Below are 14,027 nucleotides of genomic sequence, written 5' to 3' on the forward strand. Positions count from 1 at the left end.
CCGGCATGGCCGGCTGCACCTACCAGGAGCACGCGGCCGCGGTCGGAGCCACCCGTACCGCGCCCACCCCATCCACCCCCGCCAAGGCCGCTCAGGGGCCACTGGCCACGCTCAAGGGCCAGCACCGTCTACTGCTCACCCTCACCTCCGCCCGTCGCGATCCGGGCGGATTCCTCACCGTCCACGGCACGCTCACCAACGAGGCGAGCAGGACGACCGTCGTCTCCGCCCAGCTAGAGGGCAACGAGACCGACATCGTCAAAAACGGGCCCTCCCTCGGCGGCGCCACCCTCGTCGACTTCCGCGGCGGGCGGCGCTACTACGTACTCCGCGACACCGACGGGCGCCCCCTGACCACCACCGGCCTGTCCACCCTCGCCCCCCATGAAAGCGCCCCCGTCTACATGCAGTTCCCCGCCCCACCCGCGACAACGACCAAGGTCGACTTCCAACTACCGCAGTTCGACACCGCGACCATCGTCATCACCGGGTGAACCCCATGACCTCCCCCCAACCCCGTGCTCGGCGCGCCGGCGGCCACCTCCTCACCGGCCTCACCGCAGCCCTCCTCCTCGCCCCCGCCTCCACCGCCCACGCCGTACCCGGCCCTTTACCTGCCAACACGCCCCACCCGAAACCGGCCAGCACCACCATCGACGTCAGTGCCCCCGGCCTGCTACTACCGACCGGCCAGACGCTCGCCCCCGTCAAAGTCCTGACCCTTATCCGCCCTCGCCTCAGCCTCAGCCTCAACAAGGCCATGGCCACCAGTTCCGCACCACCCCACCCCCAGCCCTTCGTCCCCCGACCACCGGCCGATCCACAGCCCGGCCGGAGCCACGGCGCCTCCCCGACAGGAACAGGGCACTCCAGCCCCTCCGCCTCCGCGCCACCCTCAATGCACCCCTCCAGCACACCCTCACCCACCGGCCAGACCCCCGCCGCACCACCACGGCACCGCCTCGCGCCGCTGCGGACCGCCGCTGGCTGCGCAGCGCTTCTCGCAGCAGCCCTCATCGCCGTGACGGCCTGGCGCCGCCGGTTGCGCCACCGAACGGGCGCCGACGGCCACACCCCCACCGCACCCGCACAAGGCCAGCCTCAACCCGAGACAGCGGCCGCCACTGGCGACCACGACCCGATCCTCAGGCTGGACACGGCACTACGCACCCTGGCGCAGACCGCAGTGCAGAAGGGCAGAGCACTCCCCAGACTGCGGGCCGCACGTCTTGACGCCCACGCTGTCCAGATCCTCCCCGACACCCCCGGCCACACCCCGCAGCCGCCCTTCACCACCGCAGCCTCCGACTGGTGGCAACTGCCCGCCCGCACCCCACTGCCCGAAACGGAACAGGCCCACGCCACCGCCCCGCCCTACCCGGGCCTTCTCCCCCTCGGCACCACCGACAACGACAGGGACGAGGCGCTGCTCGTCCTCAACCTCGCCCATCACCGGGCACTCCTACTGGACGGAGACCCCGCGTCCATCACCGAGGTGGCGACCGCACTGGCCCTCAAAGCGACGACTAGCCCATGGGCCGACCACCTCGAGCTCATCACCGTCGGCCTGGCAAAAAACCTCCCCACACTGCCGGCGAGCCGACACCACACCCCTGTGCACCACGCCGCCCAGGCCCTGCACCACCTCACCCAACGACTCCTGGAAGACCACCAACAGCCCAGCCCGACCAGCCCGTACCGCCTGCTTCTGGCCGCAACGCCCCTCCAAGACAGCATCGCCAGCCAGCTCGCCCGACTCCTCGCCCAGACCGACGCGGCATCCGCCACGCTCATCGCGCCCGCCGACACAGCAGCCCCGCACTTCCCCCACGCCCCTGTCCTCGACGCCTCCACACCCGGGCCACAGCCCCTGCCCGGCCTGGACGAACGCGTCACCCTCCCGCGTCTCAGCACTGACACCGACCAGGGCTGTTCCACCGCAATCGATTACACCGACCCGGCCGGCCAGCCCGCAGCCGCTCCAGGCGACACAGCCGACAACGTCCGCCATCCCGAACCAGGCCAGGAGCACACCACCCGCCCCGCCATAGCCACCCCCAGCACGACAGGCATCGACGCCTTCCCCGCCCTCAAGGACGCACACCGCCGCACCCACCAGCTGCCACACCCGCAACCGTCCTCAGCGGCGCAAGCAGGCACCGCCCCCACCTACCCGGCCCCAGCCGATGCCCGCCCGGCCGACGACAAGCCCGCCGCCGGACCCTCCACCGCGCAGGACCCGCGGGCACCGGAAATCCGGGTCCTGGGCCCCATCGAAGTCGACGGCCTCGGCCACACCGGCCACGGACCCCGCACCGCCCAACTCGCCGCCCTGCTCTACTTCCGCCCCGACCGCACCGCCGACGCCCTGTGCACCGCCATGGACCCCATCACCCCCTGGACCACGACCACCCTCAACGCCCGAATCCAAGGCCTGCGCCGTGCCCTGGGCAACGATCCGACCGGCAAGCCCTACGTCCCACGCCGCCACACCGGCGACGACCCCTACCGGCTCCACGGCGACGTGCGCTGCGACTGGACCCACTTCCTTCACCTCACCCACGACGCACTGCTCCAAGGACCCTCAGCCCTAACCAGCCTGGAAAAGGCGCTCACCCTGGTACGGGGCCGGCCCTTCGCCCCTCAGCCACCCGTCTGGGCCGAACCCCACCAACAACAGATGATCACAGCCATCGTGGACGTCGCCCACACCATCGCAGCCCACCGCACACCACCAAGCCCCCACCAGGACCTCAACAAAGCCCGCCACGCCATCACCGTCGGACTCGACACCGACGACACCTCCGAACTCCTCTACCGCGACTGGCTCACCATCGAGGCCACGGCAGGCAACCGGCCAGGCCTCCACACCGCCCTCACCCGCCTGCAACACCTCAACCGAACCCTCGACACTCCCCTGGAGAAGGAAACCGAACAACTCATCGCCCACCTCCTGGCACCCCACGCCGGACCCGCCCAACCACCAAGCCGATGACCACCCCCCACCCCACACGCAGCACCCACCCGACACCCACGATCCCGCAAGCCCCCGAACCCCCACCGGCCACAACATCCCTCAGCCGCAGCCAGCGCCTGCTGGCCGCGACGGCCGTCACAGGTGCCCTCGCACTCGCCGGTATCGGCTTCACCGGCTCCTACGCGGCCGTCCGCAACCTCGCCACCCGAAAAGGCTTCGGAACCTTCGCCTACCTCTTCCCCCTCGGCATCGACACCGGCATCTGCATCACACTCGCCCTGGACCTGCTCCTCACTTGGATCCGCATCCCCTTCCCCCTGCTACGCCCCACAGCCTGGCTGCTCACCGCGGCCACGATCGCGTTCAACGCCGCCGCCGCCTGGCCCGACCCAGTCGGTACCGGTATGCACGCCGTCATTCCCATCCTGTTCATCACCTGCGTAGAAGCCGCACGCCACGCCATCGGCCGCATCGCCGACATCACCGCCGACACGCACGGGCAAGGCATTCGCCCCACCCGGTGGTTGCTCTCCCCCGTGCCGACCTTCCTGCTCTGGCGCCGGATGAAACTCTGGGAACTGCGCTCCTACCACCAAGCAATCCAAACGGAACAGGAACGCCTCCTCTACCAGGCCCGCCTACGCACCCACTACGGCCGCACCTGGCGCAGAACAGCGCCAGCCACGTCCCTCACGCCCCTCAAACTCGCCCGCTACGGCATACCCCTCAGCCACACCGTGCCAGCGGGCCTCACAGCAGCAGGACTCGAACCGACCCTCGTCCCGCCCGCGCACGAAACCCACACCACCACCAGCCACAGCGCTCCCACGAGGGCGGCACACGCACCCAACCGCGCCGCGAACACCCCCCGTACAGACCGCGACCAGACACCGGCAGCCACCGCCGACCCCAGCACCAACACCAGCGCCCCGAACACCCCACAGCCCAAGCCCTTGACGCCACCGGACCGCCTGCCCCACGCCCTCCAACAACCCCCCAACCAACGCCCCGCAGTCGGCCTGCAACACGACCAACAACTCGCGCACCACGACCACCCAGCGCAAAGGGACAAACAACCTCCCCCACAGCAGTCCAACTTTTCCAGGCTTCCAGACCTCGCTCACACCATCAGCAGTCCCACTGGCGCGGCCCCTGCGAACCGCCGTCGACCCGGGCCAGCCGAAGACACCCCACCCCACGTAACCCAGGACAAGCCGAACCACTACGCCGCCGGCAAGGCCAGCCACAGCAGCCACCAGGCCACAGCCCCAACCGCCGCGGGCTCCCCCCAGCCAACCCGTCACGCCCATCCCCGCCCCAGCCTGCCCGACACCCCACACACACCTGCGAAGAGACCACCCCGACAAGCACGGCAGACGACGGTGGACCGCTACTACCAGGGCTGGCACGACTTCCTTCAACAAAACAGCCGCGAACCTACCGCAGCCGAACTCGCCACCCACCTCACCCATCAAAAGACACTCGGCAGGAACGGGCGGCCACCCAAACCCAAAACACTCGCCCGCTACTTACTCAACTTCCGCATCTACACGGTCTGGGCCACACACCGAGCGCACGCCACAGCCCCCGACCCGCGCCTGGTCCTTCAAGACCTCGCCGACCACGGCATCACCAGCCAGTACAACAGACCTATAGAAGCGACCGACCTCAACCGACACCAGCACGACTACGAACGACGCTGGCATGCACTCAACGACTCCTGATGCGGAGGCGGCCTCCCACTACGCGCTCGATGACCGCCAGCGATGCGACCCCAGCGCGATCCCCAGGTCGTATCGGCCAGAACGGGGGGCGCCCGGGAGTCTGTCCATCGAGCGGCCCTGTCTCACACTCGGTGGTGACGGAGCGTGCCCCTATCCGAGGAGGATGCGGTGGCGAAGAAGGGTGAAGCCTGCGCGTCCGTGCATCTGACGCGCGATCCGCTTGGTCTTGGTGTTGACGCCCTCGGTGGGACCGTTGCTGTACGGAAGCGTGAGCGCGGCGGTCACGGCGTCGCGGTCTCGTTCCAGGCCCCGGGTGAAGGCGTGCAGATGGGGCAGATCGGCTGCGCGCGGACCTGGACGATCCAGCGCAAGAGCCCGTCGGCGTTTCCTGCGCACGGCGTCAGGAGCTGAGCGAAGTTTTGGATGGTGGCATCCAGTTGGGTCATCTCGGAGCATGCTGCGGTGAGCCGGGCCAGGAGGTCGTGGTGCTCGGTCTTGAGGTGGTCGGGCCTGGTGAGGATCATCCGGGAGAGTCGGCGCGGGGAGATGTGGCTGCGGTCGGCGTCCGCGCGGCCCTGGCTGATGTATTGGTGCAGGAGGTTGAGGCAGCCGGTGAAGCCGAGGGTTTTGATCTCTTCGAAGAGGTGGTGGACGGGGACGGCGGGGTCCTCGGCCCGGCGTTTGCGCAGGTGCTCGCGGTAGGGGTCGACGAGGCCGGCACGGTACTTGGGGACGCGGAGCATCCGCTCGGGCCGGTCGGCGCGCGCGTAGCGCAACCACCACTGCCGTACCCCAATCGGCGAGTGTGAGCAAGCCTGGCGGCCGACGCTCAGGCGCCACCAGGAGCCGATCGGCGGTGCCGTCGCAACTGCTGCGTGAGGAGGCGGAGGGCGGAGTTGGACACGTCGACACTCGACGGGTAAACAAGCACGTGAAGCCTCTGGTGGAGACGGTTCTTTTGGTCGAAAACCCATCTACCAGGGGCTTTACCGCGTTGTCAGCCCAACCGCCATGCGCGCGCGTCAAGTTGGAAAGGACTCACTGTGAGCAGCACACGCTTACGACCCAGAGTGCTCATCGTCGGTGCCGGTCTGGCCGGCACTGCCACGGCGATCCGTCTGCTCTGCTTTGCGCGCCGGCCGTTGGAGATCATCCTGCTCGAACGGCACCCCAACTACCGTTCTGCGGGCGTCGCTTACCACCAGGACGGCAATCCCTGGGGACATGTGTTCAACATCCAGGCCGGCCGGATGTCGGTTTTCCGGGAGGACGTCCTCGACTTCATCCGCTGGGCCAATCACGAAGCCGACCGCACGCACTGGCCGGCGCCCTGGGCCGAGTTCAAGTTCGTGGAGCAGGGCCCGGCACCCCGGCGCATCTTCCAGCACTATCTGATCGACCGGCTGGCCAAGGCCAGCAGAGAAGCCTGTCCCGGTGTCGTGCTCGTCGAAGCGGACGGCGAGGCGATCGACTTGGAGCTGAGCTCTTCGGGAGTCGAGGTGACAGTGCGGCAGTGGTCCGCGCCGCGAGGGAGTGGCCTGCCGGCCCGGCAGGGCTCGGAACCAACCGTGATCCTCGCCGATCACGTGATTCTCGCGACCGGGCTCGAGCTTCGAGAGCCGCCCTTTGCCGCTGAGGCACTCGCGCACCCCGCCTTCGTCCGCAACCCGTACTCGGAGGCAGGCGTCCGCAAGCTCAGTGCGCTTTCCCCGGAGGCGACCGTTGCGATCGTCGGCTCCGCGCTCAGCGCGTACGACTCGGCGGGCCTGCTGCTGCGCCAGGGCCACCTCGGGCCGATCTACCTACTCTCGAGGACCGGGACGATCTTTCGGACGTATCCCCGCGGTCACGAGCACGGGGTGGTGCATCTGGCCTGTCCGAGGTCATTGCTGGAGCCGTACCGGGATCGCGAGGAGTTCCTGGCCCGGGTCCGCACGGAGTGGGAGGCGGCGTGTGCAACGGTCGGACGGGAGCACCCGGACATTGACCCGGCCGTGGTCGCGGAGCGGGTGGCAAAGGCCTGGGAGCCGTATCTGCCCGAAGCCATCGCACGGATTCCCTCCGCCGAACTGCGTTCCCTGCTGGATGACTTCAGTACCGCGCTGGCCTCCTTCCGGGTCGGCGCCGTGGAGCACACGATGGCGATCATCGAGCAGGCAATGCGCCCGGACGACGGACGGGTGCAGTTGATCGTCGGCAAGGTGGAGAGGATCACGCCGGCGGGCTCCGGGAAGCTGACTCTTCGGGTCGGGACCTCGGACGGTGAACGCGCCCTTGCTGCCGATCTGGTGGTGTCCAATTTCAGCCGGGAATGGGACTACAGGAGGGCCGGCCAGCCGCTCTGGAGGAATCTCCTGCGGAGGGGAACCGCGGTGCCCCATGAGCGCACCGGACGCGGCCTGGAGGTCGACGACCGCGGGACGCTCCTGGACCTCCACGGAAGGCGTGTCCGGCCGATCTCAACGGTCGGCCCCCTGCGCGAGGGCGACGAGATGGTGCGCAACGGGCGCATGGGAGCGTTCACTTTCAATCTCGCCGCCATCAAGAACCAGTCAATTGTGGTTGCTTCGCATGTGATCGAAGTTTTGGAGTCAAAAGAGGATTTGACTCAATTTCATGATCGATTCCAGCACTGTGTGCGCAATATGAAGGAAGCAGTCCGGGCTCAATTCGAGGATGCTGTGAACCTAGAGGTGAGGAGGCTGGTCGCGAAATCACGCAAAGAGCGGGAACTGCTGGCCACGCGGCTGGCCGTCCGCATCCGAGCCATGGATGAACCTCCCGCCCTTTCCTCGGGCGCGTTTCGGCACGACGGACTGACCAGGGCCCTCGTCCGCTGGACCGCGGTCGGCCGGCTCACCGACGTCAGCGTGACGCCGCGGCAGCTACGCAGGCAGTTCGGGATTGCGAACACCGACGATCTGGAGGGCTAGTTGAACGGGCACCGGATTCAGGGATCCCTCTTGACCAGCGGTACGCAACGTGTCCTACGAGGTGTCTGTAACCGCACGAGAGATCCGCTCGAGGGATCGATCCTGGTCGCGCCATCCCTTGAAGCGGGTCTGTATGAAGCGATCGTGGCAGCGCGGGCAGTCGTCTGCGGTTCAGGGGGGCTGACCGGCCACATGCAGTCCATCTGCCGCGGCAGGGGGATACCCGTGCTCCGCGTGGACAAGGCCGATCTCGCCGAACTGGTCGGCGAAGTGACGCTGGATCTCGACAGCCAATCGATTGTCGTCGGGCGCCGGGTGAATGCCTGGAGCCCGTCACCGGAAGATCTCGGTTCAGCCTGTGCCGTCATCGCCGACCTGCAGGACATCCGCACGCTCAACGCGTGCGGGCCCGACGCGGAGCGCGTCGACTCCTTCTTCATCCGGGAGGAGTTCCTTTGCCTGGCGGCAGGGCTGCGACCGCTCGACGCCCTGGCGGGCGGCCCGGACGACATCAAGGTCTACGCCCGGGCCGTCGCGGACCGGCTGTGCACCTTCGTCGAGGCACTCCTGCCCGGCCAACGGCTCGTGTTGAGGCTTCTCGACCTCCGCTCCGACCACGCCGCGGAGGTCACCGAGCTGGTCACGGTCGCGGTCGAACCGAATCCCGAGCTGGGTCTGCACGGCGCGCGTTGGCTGCGTCGATCCGACGCGTACCGCGATGCGCTCCACGCTGTGCTGGGCTTCCTGCGCGACCGTCTCGGCGACGCTGCGGGCCGGGTATGCCTCTCCGCTCCCTTCCTCACAGACGATGAGGAGTTTGTCCAGCTCAGAAAGCACCTGGAGTTGCCGGACGGCATCCGTCTGTCCGCGTTCATCGAAACGCCCGCAGCCGTACACGCCACGACGGCGATCTGCGCCGCGGGCGCCAGTGAGTTGTTCATCGGGGTGAAGGACCTGGTGCAGTTCTATCTCGCGGCCGACCGGAGCAACCATCTGGTGGCCGATACCTATCGGACCCGGCACCCGGCCGTCATGGACGCGCTTGGGCAGGTGGTGGACTCCGCACGTGCTGCGGGCACCCCTGTCAGGGTGTTCTCGCTGGGCCTGGACCTGGCCTACTACCTGGAGCATCTGCCGACCCCCGACGGCTACATGATGTGCACGGCAGAACTTCAGCAGATCCTCCTTCGGACGAACCCCTGACAGCCCGGGCTCAACATCTCTCCCGCCATCAGCAGCCGCTCGTCCCTCTGGGTGTCCGATCAGGCCGGCCGCGCCTTGCTCACGGATGGATGAGCGCGGTGCGGCATTGCTGACGCGGTGATGAATCCGACGTGCGCGGGCGGTCAGTTGCTCGTCAGGCGCAGTGGTCGGGAGCGGGTCGCTGGCTGACCGATTCTGCCCGGTGATCGTGTGCGGGCACGGGACTACTCGTGTCCGAGAGCATCCAATGCGGCCAGGATGTCTGCGGGTTCGGCACGCGTGGTGTAGTCGGCGCTGACGAAGGACCAGCGGATGATTCCAGCCTGGTCGATGACGTAGGCGGCAGGCATCGGGAGCGTACGCGGACGACCGCCATTGACGCGCTGGAGGTCGAAGCCGAGCTTGTCGTAGACAGCGGCGAGTTCATCGGGGAGATCGAAGGCGAGACCGTACTGTTTGGCGGTGCCGGAGCCGATGTCGCTGAGGACCTCGAAGGCGAGGGAGTGCTTTTCGGTGAGCGTGAGTGACTCGTCGGGAATCTGAGGCGAGACGGCGACCATTCGAGCTCCGCGCGCGGCGATGTCGGCGTGACGCCGCTGAAGAGCGCGCAGAGTGATATTGCAGTACGGGCACCAGGCGCCACGGTAGAAGGTCAACACGAGCGGGCTGCGGGAGAGCACATCAGCCAGCGCCACGTGCCGGCCGGTGGCGGACGGTAGCTGGAACTGTGGAGCCTGATCGCCGGCTCGCAAGGCGCGATCGGCCTGTCCGGAGGCCTCGAGTGCTTGCCCGGCCTTGCGCATGATCTCCCGTACATCCGCCGGGATTTGCTGTTGGCGGGCCTCGTAGAAGGCGCGCAGCTCTGCGTTGAGGGTGGTCATGGTCTCTGGGGCCTTTCCGGTCGGCATGCACCTAACTTGGAATGACCGTTTCAACATAGTGAGGGAGGCTGTCCGGCGCCAGAGGGTGTCGGGTATATCTTGGAACTGACGTTTCGAGATGACGGGTAGAGCATGCCGGACATCAAACACTTCGCCCCGGACACCGCCCTCGAGACCGTGCTGCGGCTGTTCTGGCGCCAGGGCTTTGCCGCGACCGCCATCCAGGACATCGTCACCGCGACCGGTCTCAACCGCTCCAGCCTGTACGCCACCTTCGGCGGCAAGCAGGAGCTCTACCGCGCCGCACTGGTGCGCTACCTGGATCAGCGTTCCCGGCCGGCGTTTCGCCGCCTTGCCGAAGACGATCGGGGCCTGCCGGCCGTCGCCGAGTTCTTCCAAGGGCTCGTCGAGGCGCGGTGCGCCGGCGAATTCGCCCGCTGGGGATGTCTCATCTCCAACGCGCACGCCGGAGCCGAGACCGGCGACCCAGAGGTCCGCGCCCTCCTGGACCGGCATCACGTGGAGCTGCGGGACGCTCTGCAGACGGCACTCGTCACGGCACACGACCAGGGACAACTCGCTGCCGAGATAGACCTGCGTTCGAGTGCCGAGCTGCTGGCCCTGCTCGCCTACGGCGTGAACCTGCGCTCCCGAGCCGGAGCAGACGCCGGCGCGCTCGGTGCGACGGTGAAGGCCACCTTGCAAACCCTCGACGGCCGTCCTCCTGTGTGACCACTGGCCTGCTCGTTCGCACAGCTGAAGGTGAGCAGCCTGACTCGGGCCTTGGACGAGACCTTCGAGCCGCGGTCTCACATCGGGAGGTCAGGGGGAGCAGCGCCGAGCGGTCAGCCCGCCGCCCGTCGCGTACTTCATGACCACGCCATACCGCAGGGCCCGCCTGCGCTGCTGCCCTCAGCCGCCGTCCACCCAGGCGGCGTGGAAGCCGTGCGGCACGGGGACCGGCAGCGGCACCACGGCAGCAGGGCGGTCCGTGAAGTCGGCGGTGTCGAGGACCGTCAACTCGCCCCGTCCGGACCGGCCGTCGGTGACCATGCTCAGCAGCCAGCCGTCGCCTTCGGGGGCACGGGGCTCGCGCGGGACGAAGACCGCCTCGCCGGTCGTGCAGCCGGGGGGCAGCTCGTGGGTGTCGGTCCGTCCGGTGGCCAGGTCGTGGCGGAGCAGCGCCGGGCCGCCCAGCAGTTCCCGCCCGGAGGGGTCGAGGGCCGTGGCGAAGACGTAGCGGTGCCGGGTGCCGCGCACCCGGTCGTCGATGACCGGGGACTCCTGGACGAGGCCGGAGAGCTGTTCCTCGACGACCGTCCCGCCTGCTGTGTCCACGGTCCAGCGGACCAGCGCGGGGGGTGTCTCGCCGGGGCCGTTCGGGTCGCGGTCGAAGACACGCGGATGGCTGATCACGTCGAGGACGATGTGGCGGCCGGACTCGTAGGCGTTGACGGGGTGGAAGACGAAGCACGGTGACAGTTCGACCCAGAGGATGTCGTCGGGGCCGCCGTCGCGTGGGAGCAGTCCCAGGCGGGCGCCGTGGCCGTCGTTCCAGACGTAGGGGATGCGTGAGCCCGCCGCCGCGGCGGCCGGGCTGAAGACCACGGGGAGGTCGTAGATGAGCGCGTAGCGCTCCGTCAGGGAGAACGCGTGCATCATCACTGGCCGCTTCAACGGCACGGGGACCGAGCGGCGCACCCGGCCGTGCACGTCGATGACGAGGTAGGTGGCGTAGGGCGGTTCGCAGGACATGGTGACCGCGTGGAGTTCGCCGGTGAGGGGGTCGTGCTGCGGGTGTGCGGCGAATCCGCCGCGCAGCGTGCCGTCGAAGTCGATGCGGGCGACGGTGTCGAGGGCGGCGTCGATCTGGAGGGGGCGTGGGCCGCCGTCGCCGAGGGCCAGGGTGCGGCCCGCGTGGCGGATGATGTTGCCGTTGGCGTTGTCGTTCGGGCCGTATCGGGGGCCGGGAGCGGGTAGTTCGCCGAGGATGCGTGCTGCGCGGTCGGTGCGCAGCCAGCGGTTGCGGTACCACTCGGCGCGGCCGCCCCGCAGCCGGACGCCGTGCACCATGCCGTCGCCGGCGAAGAGGTGCTCGTCGTGGGGTCGTTGGAGCGGGCTGGGGCCGATGGTGAGGAAGGTGCCGTCCAGTTCTGCGGGGAGCGTGCCGTGGACGGGGGGCGCGGAGACGAGCACCTCGCGCGTGACGTGGGGAATGGCGGAGTGGTTGGCCGATTCGGCTTTCGATGCGATCATCATTCCGCCCTACATAACGTATCGTCGTTACGTAACGTCGTTTTTTATAGGGTGGAGGACAACCGAAGGGACGTCAAGGGTGAGTCCACGCCAGGCAAATCCCAGACTCAGGGCCGATCTCGTGGAGGCCGCCGCGCGACTGCTGGCGCAAGAGGGGCCGCAGGCGCTGACGACACGTCGGCTCGCCTCGGCGGTGGGCGCCTCGACCACCGCCGTCTACACCCACTTCGGCGGTATGGACGACCTGGTGCGGGCGATGGTCCACGAAGGGTTCGCCCGGCTCGACCGGCGGATGAGCGAGGTCACTCCCAGCGGTGACGCGGTGGCCGACATCGCGGCGCTGGGGCTCGCCTACCACAGCAACGCCCTGGAGCACCGGCACCTGTACGGGGTGATGTTCGGTGGCGTGGGGTTCGGCGGGTTCAGCCTCACCGAGGAGGACCGTCAGCACGGCCGCTACACCCTCGAACCGGTGACCCGGGCGGTGGCGGCGGCCATGGCGGCGGGCCGCTTCCATGAGGGCGATGCCCGGCTGGTGGCCCATCAGATGTGGATCGCGCTGCACGGGCTGGTCACTCTGGAGCTGGGTGGCTTCCTCGTCCCGCCCTACGACGCGGCGCGCTGCTTCGCCGCCCAGGTGCACGGGCTGCTGGTGGGGGCGGGGGACGATCCGTCGGCGGCCCGGCGCTCACTGGAATGCCTCGGCCTGCCCGTGGGGGCCGGCTGATCCCAGGGGCGCGTCGCGCACACGTCGCCGGCGGCGCCCGTACGGGCTCTCGGCAGCAGCGTTCGGCCAGGGCGGCGACGAGCGGGGCGGTATGCCGCACCAGGGGGCGCACGCCGAGGACCACCGAGCGCGGAATCAGGACCGGGTGGACTTCCCTCCCGGTCTGCCGCAGGACCGGGAAAGAAAAGTGCCGCTGGGCCGCGGTCGCCGCGAACGGCTACCGCGGCCCAGCGGGTATCTCCCCGCGCCGCTCAGACGGCGGAGGGGGCCAGGCGGTGGAAACCGCCCCGGTAGAACAGCAGAGAGTCGGCGCCCGGCCCGCGGTCCGCGTCGAGCACGGCGCCGAGCAGGATCGAGTGGTCCCCGCCGTCGTACACGGCTTCCAGCCCGCACTCCAGCCAGGCCAGAGCGCCCGACAGGATCGGGGCGCCGGTACGGCGGCCCGGCCGGGTGTCCACCGCTTCGAACTCCCGGGCGCCGCGCGGTCGCCCGCGGTCGGCGAACCGGCGTGCGATCGGCTCCTGCTCCGCGGACAGGACGGAGACCGCGAACGCCTTCTCCTCCAGCACCACGTCGTGCAGCGCCGCCGTGCGCAGCACGCATACCAGTACCAGCGGCGGGTCCAGCGAGACGGAGGTGAACGAGTTCGCCGTCATGCCCCTCGGCAGCTCGCGGCCGGCGGTCAGGACGGTGATACCGGTGGCGAAGGACCCGAGCACGCCGCGCAGTGCGAAGCGGTCGTGCTCCAGCAGTGCGGGCGCCCTGTCCGGGGCGGGCAGGCCGTCCGTGCGGGTCTCGGTCATGCCCTCACCCCCTGCCCGTCGCCGTTGCGAGCGGCCCGCGGGGAGCGGAGCCGGGCGCTGGGAGCGCGTACGGCTCCAGCGCGCGGCGCAGCGCGTCGGGCACCCGGGTCGGCCGCGTGTCGGTGTTGGGTCCGCGCATACAGGCCACTCGCTGGCGGCCCCGGGCGACCAGGTCCCCAGCGACAGGCGCTGCGTCACCACCGCCTTCTGCGCCGCGCAGCCGCACGTAGTCGAAGGTGAACCCGATCTGGGTCTGCGTCAGGTCCTCCAGCCGCATCCGGATCGACAGCTGGTCGAACGCGGTGATCTCGGCGAAGAAGTCGCAGCCCACCGAGAGGGTGAACAGCTTCAGGTCGTCGCGGATGTCGTCGAGGACCTCGGGAGCCCTGTCGCGCAGGAACATCTCCCGGCACCGGCCTTGCCAGCGAACGTAGTTGACGTAGTAGACGTTGCCCACGAGGTTGGTCTCCTCGAAGCCGACCAGGTGGCGCAGTTCGTAATACGGGCGTTCGTCGCCCATCGG

11 protein-coding genes and 1 pseudogene are annotated in these 14,027 nt (G+C 69.1%); 7 read left to right on the forward strand and 5 right to left on the reverse strand.

What is annotated here, in order from left to right:
- Positions 1–5: 5 nt before the first annotated feature.
- The 3 genes from ACIPM1_RS28850 to ACIPM1_RS28860 all read left to right on the forward strand — a co-directional run bounded on the left by ACIPM1_RS28850 (position 6) and on the right by ACIPM1_RS28860 (position 4,701).
- On the forward strand, positions 6–494 hold the full coding sequence (locus tag ACIPM1_RS28850) for a hypothetical protein (protein ID WP_402439506.1): 489 nt from the start codon (positions 6–8) through the stop codon (positions 492–494).
- Between the two features lie 692 nt (positions 495–1,186).
- On the forward strand, positions 1,187–2,995 hold the full coding sequence (locus tag ACIPM1_RS28855) for a hypothetical protein (RefSeq protein WP_402439508.1): 1,809 nt from the start codon (positions 1,187–1,189) through the stop codon (positions 2,993–2,995).
- Positions 2,992–4,701 carry a DUF2637 domain-containing protein gene (locus ACIPM1_RS28860; protein ID WP_402439509.1) on the forward strand — a complete coding sequence of 570 codons (1,710 nt, stop codon included), beginning with the start codon at positions 2,992–2,994 and terminating at the stop codon, positions 4,699–4,701. Before ACIPM1_RS28855 ends, ACIPM1_RS28860 begins: the two co-directional genes overlap by 4 nt.
- 150 nt (positions 4,702–4,851) lie before the next feature.
- Here the strand turns inward: ACIPM1_RS28860 and ACIPM1_RS28865 are convergent.
- Positions 4,852–5,474, reverse strand: a pseudogene (locus ACIPM1_RS28865) (transposase); the annotation flags it as partial.
- Positions 5,475–5,744: 270 nt separating this feature from the next.
- Here ACIPM1_RS28865 and ACIPM1_RS28870 point away from each other — a divergent pair.
- Both ACIPM1_RS28870 and ACIPM1_RS28875 read left to right on the forward strand, forming a co-directional pair.
- Positions 5,745–7,634: an FAD/NAD(P)-binding protein gene (locus ACIPM1_RS28870; protein ID WP_402439511.1), complete on the forward strand. Its 1,890-nt coding sequence runs from the start codon at positions 5,745–5,747 to the stop codon at positions 7,632–7,634.
- On the forward strand, positions 7,635–8,837 hold the full coding sequence (locus ACIPM1_RS28875; RefSeq protein WP_402439513.1) for a putative PEP-binding protein: 1,203 nt from the start codon (positions 7,635–7,637) through the stop codon (positions 8,835–8,837).
- A gap of 224 nt (positions 8,838–9,061) precedes the next feature.
- On the opposite strand, the gene ACIPM1_RS28880 is transcribed toward ACIPM1_RS28875, so the two are convergent.
- Positions 9,062–9,718, reverse strand: a complete 657-nt coding sequence (locus ACIPM1_RS28880; RefSeq protein WP_402439515.1) for a peroxiredoxin-like family protein — start codon at positions 9,716–9,718, stop codon at positions 9,062–9,064.
- A gap of 132 nt (positions 9,719–9,850) precedes the next feature.
- Here ACIPM1_RS28880 and ACIPM1_RS28885 point away from each other — a divergent pair, with 132 nt between their 5' ends.
- Complete coding sequence (locus ACIPM1_RS28885) at positions 9,851–10,450, forward strand: TetR/AcrR family transcriptional regulator (RefSeq protein ID WP_402439516.1); 600 nt, start codon at positions 9,851–9,853, stop codon at positions 10,448–10,450.
- Between the two features lie 180 nt (positions 10,451–10,630).
- Here the strand turns inward: ACIPM1_RS28885 and ACIPM1_RS28890 are convergent, their stop codons facing one another.
- Positions 10,631–11,974 (reverse strand): carotenoid oxygenase family protein, encoded by a 1,344-nt coding sequence (locus ACIPM1_RS28890; RefSeq protein WP_402439517.1) that lies wholly within the window; start codon positions 11,972–11,974, stop codon positions 10,631–10,633.
- Between the two features lie 79 nt (positions 11,975–12,053).
- On the opposite strand from ACIPM1_RS28890, the gene ACIPM1_RS28895 reads away from it, so the two are divergent.
- Positions 12,054–12,701, forward strand: a complete 648-nt coding sequence (locus ACIPM1_RS28895; RefSeq protein ID WP_402439519.1) for a TetR/AcrR family transcriptional regulator — start codon at positions 12,054–12,056, stop codon at positions 12,699–12,701.
- A 251-nt stretch (positions 12,702–12,952) separates the two neighbouring features.
- Here ACIPM1_RS28895 and ACIPM1_RS28900 read toward each other — a convergent pair whose 3' ends face one another.
- Together ACIPM1_RS28900 and ACIPM1_RS28905 are read right to left on the reverse strand one after the other, a co-directional pair.
- A complete protein-coding gene (locus tag ACIPM1_RS28900) occupies positions 12,953–13,504 on the reverse strand; it encodes a flavin reductase family protein (protein ID WP_402439521.1) in 552 nt (183 codons plus the stop codon).
- 4 nt (positions 13,505–13,508) lie between these two features.
- Positions 13,509–14,024, reverse strand: a complete 516-nt coding sequence (locus ACIPM1_RS28905; RefSeq protein WP_402439522.1) for an acyl-CoA thioesterase — start codon at positions 14,022–14,024, stop codon at positions 13,509–13,511.
- Between the last annotated feature and the right edge of the window lie 3 nt (positions 14,025–14,027).

The sequence above is a fragment of the Streptomyces sp. NPDC086766 genome (genome assembly GCF_044746005.1).
Classification (GTDB): domain Bacteria; phylum Actinomycetota; class Actinomycetes; order Streptomycetales; family Streptomycetaceae; genus Streptomyces.